Source organism: Rhodococcus sp. EPR-147, from assembly GCF_001647185.1.
GTDB lineage: Bacteria > Actinomycetota > Actinomycetes > Mycobacteriales > Mycobacteriaceae > Rhodococcoides.
The window spans coordinates 14,340-30,483 of record NZ_LVCU01000575.1 but is presented as its reverse complement, the minus strand read 5'-3'; the positions used below and the strand labels follow the sequence as shown (position 1 = coordinate 30,483).

Here is a 16,144-nt window from a genome sequence, read left to right as displayed (position 1 = left end):
CCTGGACGGGTCTCGTCGGCATCGCTGATGGATGGCTCTGCGCACACCTCGTCGATCGTGCAGTCCTCGGAAGCGTGGTGATGCGGATCGACTCGCGAAACGATAGCATTCCACTAGGCTATGAGCCATTCACAAGTGGCTTATTCGGATGCACTGTTGACGAGGGCAGATACATGATGTGGGTGATCATCTACGTCGCATTTCTCGGTTGGCTCGTCCTTTCGACACTGCTCGCGGTGTGCATGGGCACGGTCATCTCCCGAGCCACTCTCGAGGACGAGGCCGCCGAGCTTCGTCAGCGTTCGCGCACTGTCCCGCGCAGACGAGAGCGCGAGGACGTTGCTGCGCGTGCCGACCCCTCGCGCCGCGCGAGCGACCGGCACCGCACAGCGGCGGCAGAGCATCACCGCAATCGGGTCGAGGAACAGGCGAGGGTCGAGCGCGAGCGGTAGTCGCCGATGTCGATCGCGCACTGTGCGAGAACATCCTCGGTCGTAGGTCCGCCTCAGTGATTCCGCATTGCCGCAGAGTCGATCAGGGAGTCGATCGAATCACTGTCCACGACTTCCTCCGGTGTTCGTCGATTTACCTTTCGCGCGGACTGGATGCTCAACGCAGTACCGCAAATGTTGCCTCCGACTGGGTCGTTCAGGCCTGTTCAGTTGTACCGCCGCATCAGACGTGACAGGGGCGTGGTTGTAAAGATGCACAGGCCTTTCGCCCCGGAATGATGCAGTTCGTCATTGGACGACGATATGTCGATCGATACAGTATGAGGATCAATCAGCTTGCACTGCACTATTTCTCATGACCACCATCGTCCCCGGATCAACCTGAAAGTGCGTTGTTCGACGTATGGCAATCGTTCTCGTGCACGGAAACCCCGAAACCGCCGCCGTGTGGGACCCACTGGTAGCAGAGCTGAAACGATCGGATGTGGTGCGACTGTCACCGCCCGGATTCGGTGCACCTCTGCCCGAGAAGTTCACCGGTTACCTCGACTACCGGCAGTGGCTCGAAGACGAGCTGGCCGAGTTCGATCATCCGGTCGATCTGGTCGGTCACGACTGGGGCGGCATCCACGTGATGAACGTGGTCATGCATCGTCCCGAATTGGTGCGCAGTTGGGCCAGCGACACGCTCGGTGTCTTCCACCACGATTACGTGTGGAACAACTACGCGCAGGCCTGGCAACGTTCGGGTGAGGGAGAGAAGCTCCTCGAACAGTGGATCGGTGGCTCGATCGACGATCGAACCGGGCGCATGCTCAGGGCCGGCATGCCGATCGACGTTGCCCGCAGAGTTGCTGCCGCCCAGGGGCCCGAAATGGGACGCGCGATCCTGATGCTCTATCGCTCGGCAGCGCAGCCCGCGCTGGCCGACGCGGGGCGCAACCTCGCCAGAGCTGCGGCGCGGCCGGGGCTGTCGTTGCTGACCACCGACGACCTTCACGTGGGATCCACGGGAGCGAAGTTCGAGGTGGCCGCGCAGGCAGGTGCTCGCATTGCAGTAGTGGGCGGAGCGAGTCATCGGTGGATCTTCCGTTGTGCCGCGCGTGGGGCAGCTGCACTGAACGAGTTCTGGGACTCACTCGACTCGTGGCACCGTCCCCGACGCTGCTGAGCAGTTCAGCGGTTGCAGGCCGGAGAGCTGTTGCCCACCGAAGTCCGTCGAGGTGTAGTGCGCCCGTTGACGAAGTGCACAATCGGATGCCCTGAGCGCCCGCCTATTTCCGATGGACGGTCGCGCTGTTCCGGTGGTGGACTGAAGCAGTCGTGTTGCCACCCTCGAAGACAGGACCGAAACGTGGGTAAGGCCGAGAATTCCCCGGATCGCAGGGCTATCGCGGCCACTGTCTGTGTTGCCGCTGCGAGCCCGATACTGCTCTCCAATGGGGGAGCGCCACCGGTCGCGGTGCTCCTGATGTTCTCGCTGTCGTTACTCGTGCCGACGGGCATTCTGGTCACGCGGTACGTCGCACGTGTTGCGGCAGTAGATCGATAGAAACGGAGGCGTGATGCTCAGCACCACGGAGGATGCGATTCTGCTGAATTTCGCGGCGCAATGGCAGCCGTACGGCGGTCCCGAGGCGTCCGAGATCTTTCTCCGGTTCGGCATCGGGCGCGGTGAATTCCGAGCCCGAGTCCACCGGGCACTGACACGCGCCGGCGCTGCCGACATGGACATCAAGGTCTATCGGAGCCTGCTGCGGTATGCGAGCGGGTGACGGCGAGATCGTCGTTCGCTCGGTCGTGATCCACCAGGGCTGCCCTGGCCAGTTCGACCAGGGTGTCGACGTACGGCGCGAAAGTGGCATCGGGCGAAGGTGCAAGTGCCCATTCCTGGGCAAAGATGTTGGCAGCACCGATAATTGCGAGAACGACCAGCCGATAGTCCCTGTCCGCCAGTTCCCCTCGGGCCGCCGCAGCCGATGCAAGTCCACCGAACATATCGACGATCACGTCTCGCTGGCGGGTTCGCCACAACTCGATATCGGTGCTGACGCCGACGACCTCGACGTAACAGACGCGAGCTGCTGTGCGGGTGTGGCACGTGACGTCGAGATACGCGCGAATCGCGGCTTCTATCGATGTCGTCACCGGTTGCGGGCCGGTCGCACCGATGGCATCACGCGCCGCGTCTTCGCCGCTGCGGTTCAGTGACGTGACGAGCAGCTTGAGCAACTCCGAGCGACTGCCGATCTCGCGATAGAAGTGTCGCGTGGAGACATTGGACTCGGAGCAGAGCATGCCTATCGTCGTCGCGGCGTATCCGTGGGTGCCGAACAGCGCCAGGGCTGCGTCCAACAGTCGGGTGACACGCTCGGATGCGCGCTCCTCCGCAGATCTGCCTGCATACTTCCTGTCGGACATGACGCGAGCTTACTGACCGGTGTTGTGGGCGGTCAGCTCGTCGAGCGCAGCCTGCACTTTTCTCGGGGAGCGCGCGCCGAGCTCGAGGCGTACGCCGCCGTGAGGGAACGTCGGTTGAAATCCAGACCCGATCCCCTCGACGCGAGTAGGACGAGGGCGATGACTCCTGCGGCCCCGACCACCACAGGAGTCATCGGGTACTGGTTCCGGGCGCGATGGGGGTGCAGCCGACGGAGGGAGTGAAGTTCATGGGGGTTCCTGTCTTCGGTATGCCTTGAAGACTGTCATTGACACCACCACTCGTCAATGGCACATTATGTGATGTAAGTCGCGATCCGCTGCTGAGTCGGTCGACATTGCGATGGTGTTCGGCAAGACAGTGAGGCGTGGCGTGACGAAAAGCCCAGGTAGGTGGCCCGAGGTCGACGATACTGGGGACAACTTCAAGGACGTTCTCATCATCGGTGCCGGCATATCGGGCGTCGGCGCCGCGTATCGCTTGCAGGAGATGGCTCCGGAGCTGAGCTACTCGATCCTCGAGGGTCGCGAGCGGGCAGGCGGTACCTGGGATCTGTTCCGATACCCAGGAATTCGGTCGGACAGCGACATCTTCACGTTCTCGTTCCCGCACACGCCGTGGCAGGGGGACACTCTGCTCGCGCACGGCGAAGACATCCGCAACTACATTGTCGATACCGCCTACGCCAACGGTATCGACGAGCACACGCAGTTCTCGACCATGGTCACTGCGGCGAACTGGGATTCGTCGACGGACCTGTGGACGGTCGACGCCCTGACGAACGGTGTTCCCACGACGTACCGCAGTCGATTCGTGTTCCTGTGCACCGGCTACTTCGACTACTCGGGTGGGTACACCCCGGACTTTCCCGGACTCGACGAGTTCACCGGGCAGGTGGTGCACCCCCAGCAATGGCCCGAGGACCTCGACCACACCGGCAAGAAGGTCGTCGTGATCGGAAGTGGTGCCACCGCAATCACGTTGGTCCCATCGCTGGCTGCCGACGCCGCGTCGGTGACGATGCTGCAGCGTTCACCCACCTACATCGCGTCACTACCGATGACCGATCCGTTCACCACGATCACCAAGCACCTCCTGCCGGACTCCCTGGCGCACAGTGCATTGCGGTGGCGCAATGCGCTGCTGATGGTCGGCTCGTATCAGTTGTGTCGACGCGCACCGAAGACGGCCCGCCGGGTGTTCCGGGCGATGACGAAGGCGCAGTTGCCGCGTGGATACGACGTCGACAAGCATTTCAAGCCGACCTACGCCCCGTGGGACCAGCGTCTGTGCGTCGTGCCGGACGGCGATCTCTTCAAGGCCATTCGTTCCGGTCGCGCGACGGTGGTGACCGACCGGATCTCCGGTGTTACCGCCGACGGCATTCGGTTGGACTCGGGCGACGAGATCCCCGCCGACATCATCGTCACCGCAACGGGGTTGAAGCTCCAGGCCTTCGGCGGGATCGAGCTGTCGCTGGACGGCAAGCCGTTCGAGGCGCACGACAAGTTCGTCTACAAAGGCCACATGCTCGAGGATGTGCCCAACGTTGCCTGGTGCATCGGGTACACGAATGCTTCGTGGACGCTCAAAGCCGACATGACGGCCCAGGCGGTAGCGAAACTGTTGGTGTACATGCGATCTCACGGATACACCCACGCGACCCCGGACCGCCAGGGCAAGGCCGTGGAATCTCGTCCGGTCGTCGATCTCGCCTCCGGCTACGTCACGCGGTCTCTGAACGAACTCCCCAAATCAGGGACCGAGCGTCCGTGGTCGGTACGCCAGAACTACATTCTCGACAGAATAGATGCGCGCTTCGACGATCTGACGGAATCGATGACGTTCGGCCTTGCGGCGCAACCGAAGGTGGCCGGATCGGACCCGTCGGGTATGGAGAACGTGTACCGCATCGAGCCGAGAAAGATTGGTATGCAGTGACTTCGGACATCGATGGGCTGGCTCTGGCGCACACGATCCGGGGTGAGGGCCCGACGTTGGTACTTATCCACGGCATCGTGCACCGGCAACATGCGTGGGACAGTGTCGTCGAGATCTTGGCACGGCACCGGCGAGTGGTGACGGTGGACCTGCCCGGCCACGGTGATTCGCCGGAGCTCCCCACCGAAGAGTTCGACCTCGGCCCGTGGATCGTCGCCGAGCTCGAGCGATTCCTCGAGCACGTGGCGGTGGACGGTGAGAAGCCACATGTGGCCGGGAATTCGTTGGGCGGATACTTCGCACTCGAACTCGCCGCCCGTGGGTCGGTCGCCTCTGCCACCGCACTGTCTCCGGCCGGCTTCTTCCGCGGACACTGGGATCAGACGCGTGCGCTGCTCGTGTTCCGATTGCTGCGCGCGTTGTCCCGGGCGATCAGTCCGATCGCACCGGCCGTGATGCGTTCGGTCGTCGGTCGCACGATCGCCAATGGCGTCTTCTACGCCAAGCCGTGGCGAGTTCCCGCGGCGACGGCCACCATCGACGCGCTCAGTATCACCACCAACCGCGCGATAGACGCTGCCGGTAACGCCGTGCCGCGCTTCAGCATTCCAGTCGAGGAGTCCGTTCCCGTCACGGTTGCGTGGGGCCGTCGCGACTGGGTTCTGCCGGTGTACCAGGCACCGCTGGTGCGTCGAACATTCCCGCAGGCGGACGTGACGACGTACCCCGGCCTCGGGCACGTACCGATGTCGGACGATCCCGAGCTGGTGGCGTCGATTCTGTTGAGGGGATCACGAACCGTCTCGCAGTCGGCGTGAGCGTTCCGGAGAAGGTCGACGGGCGAAGCCATCGGTGGCGCGATCACCGGATCGCCCGGCGGCGTGAACTGCTCGACTGCACTCTGGCCGCGATTCGTCAGCAGGGGCACAACATCGGCATGGACGACATCGCATCGGCGAACGGTGTCTCGAAAACCGTTCTGTACAAGCACTTCGCCGACAAGAAGGGCCTGGCTGACGCTGCGATGGCTCGATACGTCGAGACGGCGCTGGTGCCTCGTATCCAAGACGCGATGTCCGACGACCTCGACGAGTACCACCTCACCCGCGCAGTGATTTCCGCCTACGTCACGACTGTCGCCACCGATCCCGAGCCCTACATCTACGTTCACGCCAACAACGCCGTCTCCGGCAACCGAGACGTCATCACCGCCGCGGAGGGACTGATCGCAGAATTGCTGGCCGGTGTCATCGCCGACAGATTTCGAGAGCGACAGTTTTCCACGGCCGGCTCGATGCCCATCGCCTTCGCGATGATCGGTGCCGTTCGGCTGGCGTCACACTGGTGGATCTTTGATCGGACCATGACGGTCGACGAGCTCGTCGACTACCTCACCATGATGGTGTGGGGTGGAATCGCGGGTATAGCGCGCGCCGCGGGATCCGCTGCGACGTTCACGTCGGCACCTCACTCGTTGACGCTGGAGGGCTGAGCATCCTCACCATCGGTCATCGGGTCCAACTCGGCATCGTCTGCGAACGCGAGCCGTCCCGAGTCGAGTGCCACGGCCCAGCGACGGGGCGGAGCCCAGTCGCGATCGAGACGACCGTCGACGACCATGAATTCGGCGTAATCCGCGACCAACCTCCCGGATTCACCGGTCCACCGAGGTCCGTCGAAGCGAACTCTGTCGCCGACCGAGAATTCCTCCGCACCGTCATCCGCCCGCCCGTCCACCCCTGAAGCAGGGGGAGCCGGACGGGCCTTCTTCTTACCGACCATCGGTTACCTCCGTTTCGTGAGGTGGTGCGGCCGTCATCGACCGTTGGTGACGAATGCTGCGATGGCTGCACTCGCCGGCTCGGGCAGACCGTTGTTCTGCTTCTCGGCTGCGGTGACGACGTCGTAGTGTCGGTAGCCTGGAATGTATTTGGCGTTGGCCGGAACCAGGCCGCCGTATTTGATGTTCTGTACTGGTGAATCACCGGAGAGCAGGGTGAGGACAGGCACCGACGTCGGCGTGCTCTGCCAACGCTTTCCGTGCAGGAGGTGCTCGAGAATCCCGCCCTCACGGTTCTGTAGACCGGCGAGTTCACCGTCGCGGATACCGCCGAGTGCGAATACGATGTCGGTGAGTAAGCGAACCGGGGTAAACCGCTCGAAGAAGTCCAGCGGTGCAATACCCGGAGTCATGGCACGCGCCAGCTGATCGATATCTGTCACCTCGTGATCGGCGTCGGTCGGCGTGCCGTTGGGTGAACCCGGCAATTCGATCGACGACGGCCACACCTGATCGTAGTTTCTCCATCCGCACAGTGTGTTCGGGTCGGCGGGAGTGTAGTTCTGGCCGAAGCCGACGCGGTGCGGAATCACCAACAACTGTCCGATGATCGGCAGCGACGTCAGGCCGTTGGGTACGGGGTACGTCTTGCCCACCACAGGACAGTCGTAGAATCCGGTACCCGCCTGCAGCACATACATCGAGGAGTTCTGATCGAAGTACATTCCCAGCGCGGCCTGGTTGGTCAGCCGCTGCTGATCCGGCAACGACTGTGGCACAAGGAGATCGATGTAATCGCGAGCGTAGAAGGTGCGCATCCAGGCCTCGGTCGTCAGATCGCGTGGTGCAACCTGCGGCAAGTCGCTTTCGGCCTCCGGTGCTTGGTGCGCGGCCATCGCGGCCAGGCTGTAGGTGTTGAGGATATTCGCGCCGCTCGCTATCGGGGTCTCTGCTACGGGCAGGAAGTCGGTAACAGATCCCGCGATATCCCGAACGCCACCGAGCGAGTCGGAGAGCAGATCGTCGAGCAGGCCGGTGCCGGCGAAGCCGGCTGGATCGGTGACCACCAATCCATCGAGCCCGATACCACCACCGCCGCATAGGGAGAACCCCGCATCGTCCACAGTGTTGGGGTCGGTGTCGAAATCCCAAGCCAGCATGGGCCCGACCAGCCACGCGCCGAGCGAATGCCCGCCGCAGAAGGACTTGCTGCGGGAAGCTGGGTCCGGGAGCGCCTGTTCGATCACGGCGCGCCAGTCGTCCATCGTCAGCGCCAAGCCGAATTCGCCGAGGTAGGAAAGTGATTGCGTTGTCGGCTTCTCGTATCGCCTTCCGTCGACCTCCTTGTTCTGGAAGTAATACTCGGCTGCGCGGTGATAGTCGCCCTCGCGAGCTGCGGCATCCCAACCGGAGTTGTCCTCAGCGCAGTTGGCACGTCGGTCGAGAGCGATGTACTCGACGAACTTGCCCTGTTCGGCTGCTTTTCTCACGACTTGGGGTGCCTGCGGAGCCAAATTGGTCGCGCCGGAGAAGGTGCCGGGCTGGATGGTAACGACAGCGTCGGCGTCGGCACTGTTCTGTGGACCGTCCTTGTGCCGATATCGCAGATAGCTCAACCACTCGCACTCCTGCGGAACGTCGGTGCCGGCGAGGTAGGGGCTCCGATAATGGATCCGCACGTAGGTTTCCTCGATGTCCGAGCCCAGGGCGGAGTCTCCGACGACGGGTTCGGTCACGACATCGGTGACTCCGGTGGCGGGGGCGGCACTCGGCTGCGCAGGAGCGACAGCGGAGTTCGTCAACACGACACCGAGTACCACCCCGCACACAACAGTCGTTCGGGCCAAGCGTCGCAGTGTCGTGTTCGTAGTCGGCATCATTCGACACCCGCAGTGAGAGCAGTCATGACGCGGCGGTCGATCTTGCCCGTGGTGGTGCGAGGGAGATGGTCGACGAACACCACGTCGCGCGGAGCCTTGAAGCGGGCGAGTTCGGTTCGGATGTACGTTCGGACGGTCTCCGCAGTCAGAGTCGGATTCGATCGCACGATGACCGCAGACAAGCGCTGCCCGAACTCTTCGTCGGGTACGCCTGTCACGGCTGCTTCTTCGATGTCGGGATGCGCGTACAACGTTGCTTCGATTTCGCCGGGAAACACGTTCTCTCCGCCGGAGACGATCATGTCGTCGTCTCTGCCGTCGACGAACAACAGTCCGGTCGAATCCCAATGTCCTACATCGCCGGTCGACATCAGGCCATGCGCGAAATTCTTGCTTCCACCGGACGAGTAGCCGTGGAACGAGATGGAATTTCCGACGTGGATCGTGCCTCGGCGGCCTGGCTCGGATACCAGTTCACCATCGCTGTCCACCAATTTCACGACGATGCCGAGGGGTGGACGCCCCACGGTTCCAGGACCCGCCAGCCAATCTGCCGGAGTGGCGACAGTTGCCGTTCCGGTCTCGGTACAGCCGTAGTAGTTGTAGATGACGGGGCCGAACTTCTCGATGGCGCGGTTGCCCAGACTCGGAGCGAGAGCTGCTCCTGCAGTGAAAATGATGCGCACGCTCGAGGTGTCGTGAGTGTCGATGTCGGGGGAGCGGAGAATGCGGTGCAGCATCGTCGGCACCAGGACGACGGCCTCACATCGGTGAGATTCGATCTGGCGCAAAGCCTTCGCGGCATCGAAACGCCCGTGAAGTACTACGGTGCATCCCAAATTGATGGCAATGATGAACTGAGACAAAGCAGTTCCATGGAAGAGGGGAGCGCACAGGAGCACTGTCTGACCGGTCTCGAGGGGTACTCGGTCGAGAAACTGCGCCGAAGCGAAGGCCGAGCCGACCTCACGCGGTGCGCCCTTGGGGGTTCCCGTCGTACCGCCGGTCAGCAGGACGAACTGCCCTTGGCGTGTGGGCAACGGTAGTGCAGTGTCCACCCCGCCCTGGTCGAGACCGTCGAGGGCGCTTCCGAGTCTGGTGATGTGCGGTGCCAGTTCGCCCGCGAGATCATCGAATTCCTCATCGTTCACCACGGCAGAAACACGTTCTCGCACTGCAACATCCGCAAACTGCCGAGCGCTGAATCCGGTATTCATCAGCACCAGCCTGGCTCCGAGTTTGGCTGCCGCAATCATCGCGAGCACCAGACCGCGGTGATCACGGCACAGCACGGCAATGGTCGATTCTTCGCTCAGGCCACACGCATGCCAGTTGTGGGCGATGGCGTTCGTGGCTCGGTCGACCTCCCGATAGGTCAACGGACCGGCATCGTCGACGATCGCGACGTGGTCTGCGTGCCACGCGGCACCGGTGGCGATCCCACTGGCGATCGGTCCGAGAGTGCGTACGGCTCTGGACTTCTGCCGAACGCGTAGCGGACGCTTCAGGTCGATCATTCCGCTGCGCTGCATCACTGCGATCTGTCGAGCGCGCAGCACTGCGGACTCGACGGCTTGGTATTTGGACATCGAAACGTGAGCCCCCTCGGTGTTCCCGTCGCATAGACGAGACGGGTGAAATCGGTGTGCTACCGATCACACAGCAGCTCGAACCGTCCGCACAGTGACGATCCGACGATGTTGAACATCCACTGTTGTGCACATTGCCAATGGGTGAAAGTGTGAACGGATGGACGGCGATTCGGTGCCAGGTTCGGAGTCGACAGTCAGCGAGCGCGTTGCGGCAGTCATCGGTTGGTACGCAAGCCAAGGCGGACCGTCGTATCGTCGTGTGCCCAGTGAGCTGGTGGCACACGAATTCTTCGACGGAATCGAGCTGAACGTCAAAGCACTGTTGGCGTTCATCGAGAGCGGAAAGATGCCGACCGCGCACGAGCTTCGGCCGGTGACCGAACTCGCGATGGCGCGCATGGCCAACGGGGCAAGTCTGCAGGAGGTGATCGGGTCCTACCAAGTGGTGTCCGCCGACCTCTGGCGTCGGTTCATCTCCGAATCCGACCCGTCCGAGCGCGAAGGCCTGCTCGAACTGATGCCGAAGGTCACCGACTACATCTTCAACGTCGTCACCCTCATCGCCACCGAAGCTGCGCACCGGTCGGCCGATCCTCGCTCCGAGGCACGCGAGCGGGACCGCGCGGCCGTCGATGCTCTGCTCGCCACCGGTGAGGCGACGGGGCCATTCGAAATCGATCACCCGTGCTTCGTGATCGCCGTGTTCACGCTCGCAGGCTCACCGGGTGCCGGCTCGTCGGTCGCTGCACTCAAGTCCGGAATCGAATCGATTCCCGACGTACGAATTCGACTCGACCTCAACGGATGGGTAGCGGTCCACTGGTCGGCGCAGGGACGCGAGGCTGCCACAGTCGATTTCAGGAACGCGCTCGAACTCGCGCACGACGCCGCGGCAGTGCGGTGCTGGGCAGGTATCGCAGCGTCGACCACCGCCCACGGTGTGCCCGACGCGTACCGCGTGGCGCGAGGCCTGTCCGGCGCGGCACACAAACTGGACAGACCCGAATTCGTCGCCGATCTGGCGCACCTGACCGTCGAATATCTGGGTGCCGCATCGGGGCCCGATCTTCCTGCCGTCGCAGAACTCGTGGAGCCACTGGCGAATGCAGATCCGATTTTCGAGCAGACTCTGCGAATCTTCCTGGACGAGAACTGCAACCAACTCGCCACGGCCCGTCGCATGCACGTGCACCGCAACTCGGTCACCTATCGGTTGGGCAAAGTGCAGACCTTGACCGGCTTGAACCCGATGGTGTTCACCGAGGCAGCGTCACTGCATGCAGCCCTCGTCGCTCGCGGCATGCTCTGACCTCGTTGTCGAAGTGCACAACAAGCCGATGCCAGACCGTACGCTTTGCCCCTGGACCCTCTGATCGACCCGTGTTGCACTGATCACATCGGGGCGCGTCGAGTCATCCGCAATCGGATCGCACAGTTCTGCCATACATGCGCATCGCACCCCCCGAAATACTCACGAGCACACAGGGGAACGATGTCAACTTTCATTCGAGCCATGACGATTGCGACCGTGGCAACTGCCCTCGCCCTCGGCACGGCTCCGTACGCGACGGCCGATCCGGCACCGGTCACGTCCGCGACCGACCGCCAGGAAACCCCGATTCGGGAGAGTGGCGGGATAGCGGTGTCCTATGTGTCCCTGTATCTTCCGCTGTCCGCCCCAGGGGTCGCCTATCCCGCGGAGTGCGACAGGGTGGGTTACTGGCGGTACCGGCCGGTGGACGGAGCAGAGAATTCCTCGGACGCCGACGCGGTCGTGGTGCAGCAACAGGGACTGGGTGCCGGGGCAGTGCACTCCGAACCGGTGGCACGCAACACCGTTCTATCTGCATTGGACCAGGGCAGGCACATCGAATTCTGGTCGCTCGCCCGCCGAGCGTCCTGCCTCGATGAGATGGCCGGGTTCGACGAGGCACTTCGAACCGGAAACTACCTCGACGCCGTCGACTACTACTTCGGCGACAAGCAGATCGACGGACACGGATTCCCCGGATTTCGACACGGCGAGGATCTGAGGGCACTCGACGTCATGGGACTACCGCGGGTGGTGCGCGACCAGTACGAGGTGATGCTGCACGAGCTGCCCGATCAGAAAGTCCGACAGAGCAAAGCGATCTGCACCGGAATCTCGCTGGGCGGACTCGTCACCGGATTGTTCTCCGACTGGGACTTCGACGGGGACGCGCGGACCTCGGCCGATGCGGGATACAACCAGTGCCAGTCGTTCGCCGCACAGGATTCACTCATCAGCTCGGATCCCGCTGCGCTGCAGAACACTCCCGTGCTCGCCGGCCTGACAAATCTGGTCACCGGTAGTGCCGCAGCCGTCCTCGATGCCGGCCTGACGGCCGGTGTCATTCCTCGCACGTTCGGCGAAGCGCCGGTGCTCGGCACCAAGAGTTTCTTTCTGCTCAGGTTGGCCGGCCTGGCGGCGCACTTGAATCCGCAGGGGGAAAGCCAGCTACTACAACATATTCCGCAAGACGCCGGTTTGGAGCTGTCACTGAACTTTCTGTTCGCGCGTAGCGCAGTGGAATTCGCATCCGATCTCGTCGGTCCGGCTGAGATCAGAAGCTACCGTTTCACCAACGAAGCGTTGCTCGGTGTGCTACTGGACAACAACTCCGTCAACTTCACGTTGTTCCAGATGAGCGTGGGTGCCCTCGACGGTGGCCCGGTGGAGGAGAAGACTTTCCCAGTGGCTGGATCCGTCACGCAGATACCGATTCTCGGCTCGTTTCTGACGCTGGCCGCGGGCAAGCAAACCCGCGTAGCCCCGACCGATCCGACGGCGCTCTACACCTGGCGGGACTACCGCGACGTTCGCGACGTGCCCTACACCTCACCCGCCTTCGAGGTCACCGACATCACGAAGCTGGCAGAGGTGCTCTCGACCGGTAGCCCGAACGGTTATTGGGAGACCTACTTCCCGCTCGAGCTTCTGAAGGACATCGGTGCCGCATACGGCGGTTCGCGAATGGGCGAGTTGTCGCACCTGGCCACCGCCGGAATGAGTCGCACCAAGCCGAACCTGGTTGTGTTCGCCGGTGACAGCCCCGTCAGAGGCACGGCAGGCACCTTTTTCCCCGCTCCGTCGCTCGCGATCGAGCGGCTGCTGCCCGGTTACACGCACGCAGACACCATCGGGGCAGCGGAAATACAGAACGACGGTCACCGGGACTACAGCGGACAATATCTGGCCGAATTCGTTGCGCGTCAGACAGCCGGCTGATGTTGCGAAGCGACTGAAAGAGCAGGGTTTTCATGGATATCGCAGGAACGACAGCAGTGGTGACAGGGGCGGCGTCGGGACTCGGTGCGGCGGTTGCTCGCCGGCTCGTCGACGGCGGAGCACAGGTGCTGGGGCTCGATGTGCCCTACTCGATCGAACGCGCCGGAGACCGCGTGCCCGACGGCATCACCTTGGTCGCAGCAGACGTCACCAGTGAGGCGGAGGTGCAGGCGGCGCTGAGCGCGCTGACCGGTTCTGCCCCTCCGCTACGGGTGGTGGTCAATTGTGCGGGAGTGGGGTGGGCCGGTCGCATCGTGTCGAAGAACGGGCCCCACGATCTCGAGATCTTTCGCACGGTGATGACGGTCAATCTGCTCGGGACCTTCAACGTCATGCGGCTGACAGCGGATCGGATGCAGTCACTCGACCCCGTGAACGACGACGGACAGCGAGGACTGATCGTCAACACTGCCTCGGTCGCTGCATTCGAGGGACAGGTAGGTCAGATCGCGTACGCCGCATCCAAGGGCGGCATCCATGCAATGACCGTCGTGGCGGCACGTGATCTGGCGCAGTTCGGTATTCGTGTCAACACCATCGCCCCCGGCACCGTCGACACACCGATGCTCGCGAGTATGGACGCCGGTTATCGAGCCGCGTTGGAGGCAAGCGTGCCGTTCCCCTCACGACTGGGGCGACCGGAAGAGTTCGCGCAGCTGGTGCAGATGTTGGTCGAGCACGACTACATCAACGGGGAAACGACTCGAATGGACGGTGCGATCCGAATGGCACCCAGGTGAGGGCGGTCAGTCGGGCAGCGTGATGTTTCGCGCGAGAGCGGCGGCCGCGACCTCGTTGGGCAGTATGTTTCGGAAGAGGAAGAGATCTCGGCCCAGTATCCAGTCGGGAGCCAGTGTGGCCGAGTATCTTTCGAAGTAGCCCAGTTGTTTGCCGAACAAGACCAACTCTTCCGGCGTCGCGACGCCCCAGCGCCTACCGGTCTCGACGAGCGACCCCACCAGCCTGCTCAGATCCAGTCGGCCGGCACCTCGGCCGAGAACCGGCTCGAACAGCTTTCGCAACTGGAGGCCGATCAGTTTGTCGCCCAACGTCGTTCCCTCGGTGATGCCCAGCATGCGGATGCGTCGCGCAGCCTCGGTGTAATTACCGTCGAACAGAGATGCACGGAACATTTCGCGCAACACGTCGCGCCACTCTTCGGGCAGCTCGCCGACGATCCCGAAGTCGAGGAACCCGACCCGTCCGTCGTCCAGCTCCCACAGATTGCCCGCGTGCACATCTCCGTGGAACGGCCCGTGCAGCACAACGGCTTCCAGCCAGACCTTCACGCCACGACGAAGCTGTAGCTCCGAGTCGACCGTGGCCAGATCGTCCGACATGATGCGGCCGACCGGAGTGCCGCGAACTCGCTCCATACAGATCACCCGAGGTCCGCAATGGCTCCAGAAGATCTCCGGAACCATCACGTGGGAATTGTCCCCGAACACGTACAGATTGTCGCGAAAACGTTCCTGGCGCAGCGCTTCTGCTGCGCTGTTGAGTTCCTGGGCCGTCAGGTCGTTGAGATCGCGGACGACGGCCGTCGCATTCGTTATACGGAAGAACTCGAAGAATCTCTCCAGCAACGCGGCTCCGGTGTATGCGACCCGGAGATCGACCCGCATGCGACGTCGAATCTCCGGCCGTTGCACCTTCACCACCGCCTCGCGGCCGTCGGGCAGCACGCAGGCGTGTACCTGCGCCACAGATGCAGCCGAGAGGGGCACGTCGTCGAACGACCGAAACAGCTCAGCAATGCCGCCGCCCAGGTCGCGCTCGACCGCGCGGCGAGCCTTGTGCGCCGGGACGGGTGGGACACCGTCGAGCAGTCGTAGACATGCATCGGCCAGAACCGGGGGAAACACTCCGGGTGACGAGGCCATGAACTGGCCCAGTTTGACGAACGTCGGCCCCAGCGCCTCGAACCCCTTCACCACACCTTCGGCGAGAGCAACCGTGAAGCGACGCCGTTTGGAGAGCCAGGACACCGGCCATCGGATGACGGCTATCGCAGCGGCAGCAACGAGGACCACGGTGATCCAGGCGGCGCGGCCCAACTCCTCGAGTCCGAAATGCGTGAGGTCCGGGTATTCGATGTCGAGGGCTTCGGGAGGCGGGCCGTCCGAGTACGGCCCCGGGGAGAACGCGTCGCCCGAACTACTGCGCGGAGCTGGGATTGGCGACGTCACTGGTCAACCACCTACCGTCTTCCTGCTTTTCGAGCGTCATGACCACTGCATTCACCGCCTGACGCGGTTCGGTGACCGTGGCGTTCGATGCCGTCTGATCGATGATCACCAACACTTCCACCCGGTCGACGGCCGTGGACTTCGCAGCGATGTCGAGGACCTGTGCCGTCGATGTGGCACCGGCCTCCACCAGAGTCGCCTGCAAATCGCTGCTGGTCTCGGTAAACGTATCAGCCAATGACCCAGTGGCACCAGATAATACGTCGTCGACGTAGGTGTCGAACGTATCTGCACTGTAGGTGAACAACGTGATCGCGAAGGTACGAGCGGTATCGACGGCCTCGGCGCGGGAGGTGTCGAGCGAGCGTCGGTGTTCGAGCTGGTACGCGAAGACACCCGCACAGGCGATCGCGGCGATAAACGCCAGCGCCAGAGCAGACACCACTGCCGACGGCCGCCGACGTGCGCGAGCCTGCACCGCGGGCTCCTCGGGGGTCTCATCCAGTTTTTCGTCGGGTATCGGGTCGTCGGTTCTCAGGTCGGTCATGTGTACTCCTTCG

At 63.1% G+C, this 16,144-nt stretch carries 15 protein-coding genes; 9 read left to right on the top strand and 6 right to left on the bottom strand.

Features of this window, described 5'->3' with window-relative positions:
- Positions 1-173: 173 nt before the first annotated feature.
- The 3 genes from A2J02_RS25855 to A2J02_RS25845 all read left to right on the top strand — a co-directional run bounded on the left by A2J02_RS25855 (position 174) and on the right by A2J02_RS25845 (position 2,227).
- Positions 174-452: a hypothetical protein gene (locus A2J02_RS25855; protein WP_068055555.1), complete on the top strand. Its 279-nt coding sequence runs from the start codon at positions 174-176 to the stop codon at positions 450-452.
- A gap of 403 nt (positions 453-855) precedes the next feature.
- Positions 856-1,623, top strand: coding sequence for an alpha/beta hydrolase (locus tag A2J02_RS25850; protein WP_068055552.1), 768 nt, complete (start codon positions 856-858; stop codon positions 1,621-1,623).
- Positions 1,624-2,017: 394 nt separating this feature from the next.
- A complete protein-coding gene (locus A2J02_RS25845) occupies positions 2,018-2,227 on the top strand; it encodes a hypothetical protein (protein WP_068055549.1) in 210 nt (69 codons plus the stop codon).
- Here A2J02_RS25845 and A2J02_RS25840 read toward each other — a convergent pair.
- Positions 2,187-2,873, bottom strand: a complete 687-nt coding sequence (locus A2J02_RS25840) for a TetR/AcrR family transcriptional regulator (protein ID WP_068055546.1) — start codon at positions 2,871-2,873, stop codon at positions 2,187-2,189. The genes A2J02_RS25845 and A2J02_RS25840 overlap by 41 nt on opposite strands.
- Positions 2,874-3,234: 361 nt before the next feature.
- Between A2J02_RS25840 and A2J02_RS25835 the strand changes: the two genes are divergently transcribed.
- The 3 genes from A2J02_RS25835 to A2J02_RS25825 are packed head-to-tail and all read left to right on the top strand — an operon-like array spanning position 3,235 to position 6,325.
- Positions 3,235-4,833 carry a flavin-containing monooxygenase gene (locus tag A2J02_RS25835; protein WP_231893795.1) on the top strand — a complete coding sequence of 533 codons (1,599 nt, stop codon included), beginning with the start codon at positions 3,235-3,237 and terminating at the stop codon, positions 4,831-4,833.
- A complete protein-coding gene (locus tag A2J02_RS25830) occupies positions 4,830-5,651 on the top strand; it encodes an alpha/beta fold hydrolase (protein ID WP_231893796.1) in 822 nt (273 codons plus the stop codon). Before A2J02_RS25835 ends, A2J02_RS25830 begins: the two co-directional genes overlap by 4 nt.
- Positions 5,648-6,325 (top strand): TetR/AcrR family transcriptional regulator, encoded by a 678-nt coding sequence (locus tag A2J02_RS25825; protein WP_082899556.1) that lies wholly within the window; start codon positions 5,648-5,650, stop codon positions 6,323-6,325. Before A2J02_RS25830 ends, A2J02_RS25825 begins: the two co-directional genes overlap by 4 nt.
- On the opposite strand, the gene A2J02_RS25820 is transcribed toward A2J02_RS25825, so the two are convergent.
- Genes A2J02_RS25820 through A2J02_RS25810 form a run of 3 tightly spaced genes read right to left on the bottom strand, consistent with a single transcriptional unit; the run spans position 6,301 to position 10,082 of the window.
- Positions 6,301-6,615, bottom strand: coding sequence for a hypothetical protein (locus A2J02_RS25820; RefSeq protein WP_068055542.1), 315 nt, complete (start codon positions 6,613-6,615; stop codon positions 6,301-6,303). The genes A2J02_RS25825 and A2J02_RS25820 overlap by 25 nt on opposite strands.
- A 33-nt stretch (positions 6,616-6,648) precedes the next feature.
- The gene (locus A2J02_RS25815) at positions 6,649-8,460 is read right to left on the bottom strand and encodes a hypothetical protein (protein ID WP_156516396.1); all 1,812 of its coding nucleotides are present in this window, start codon (positions 8,458-8,460) and stop codon (positions 6,649-6,651) included.
- A 29-nt stretch (positions 8,461-8,489) separates the two neighbouring features.
- On the bottom strand, positions 8,490-10,082 hold the full coding sequence (locus A2J02_RS25810) for an AMP-binding protein (protein WP_068055536.1): 1,593 nt from the start codon (positions 10,080-10,082) through the stop codon (positions 8,490-8,492).
- A gap of 160 nt (positions 10,083-10,242) precedes the next feature.
- Between A2J02_RS25810 and A2J02_RS25805 the strand changes: the two genes are divergently transcribed.
- From A2J02_RS25805 to A2J02_RS25795, 3 genes are all read left to right on the top strand, one after another.
- Complete coding sequence (locus A2J02_RS25805; RefSeq protein WP_068055533.1) at positions 10,243-11,394, top strand: PucR family transcriptional regulator; 1,152 nt, start codon at positions 10,243-10,245, stop codon at positions 11,392-11,394.
- Between the two features lie 204 nt (positions 11,395-11,598).
- Positions 11,599-13,335, top strand: coding sequence for a hypothetical protein (locus A2J02_RS25800; RefSeq protein WP_068055530.1), 1,737 nt, complete (start codon positions 11,599-11,601; stop codon positions 13,333-13,335).
- A gap of 32 nt (positions 13,336-13,367) precedes the next feature.
- The gene (locus A2J02_RS25795; protein WP_068055527.1) at positions 13,368-14,135 is read left to right on the top strand and encodes an SDR family NAD(P)-dependent oxidoreductase; all 768 of its coding nucleotides are present in this window, start codon (positions 13,368-13,370) and stop codon (positions 14,133-14,135) included.
- A gap of 6 nt (positions 14,136-14,141) precedes the next feature.
- Here A2J02_RS25795 and A2J02_RS25790 read toward each other — a convergent pair whose 3' ends face one another.
- Positions 14,142-15,491 (bottom strand): ABC1 kinase family protein, encoded by a 1,350-nt coding sequence (locus A2J02_RS25790; protein WP_442971510.1) that lies wholly within the window; start codon positions 15,489-15,491, stop codon positions 14,142-14,144.
- Between the two features lie 61 nt (positions 15,492-15,552).
- Complete coding sequence (locus A2J02_RS25785) at positions 15,553-16,131, bottom strand: hypothetical protein (protein ID WP_068055525.1); 579 nt, start codon at positions 16,129-16,131, stop codon at positions 15,553-15,555.
- Between the last annotated feature and the right edge of the window lie 13 nt (positions 16,132-16,144).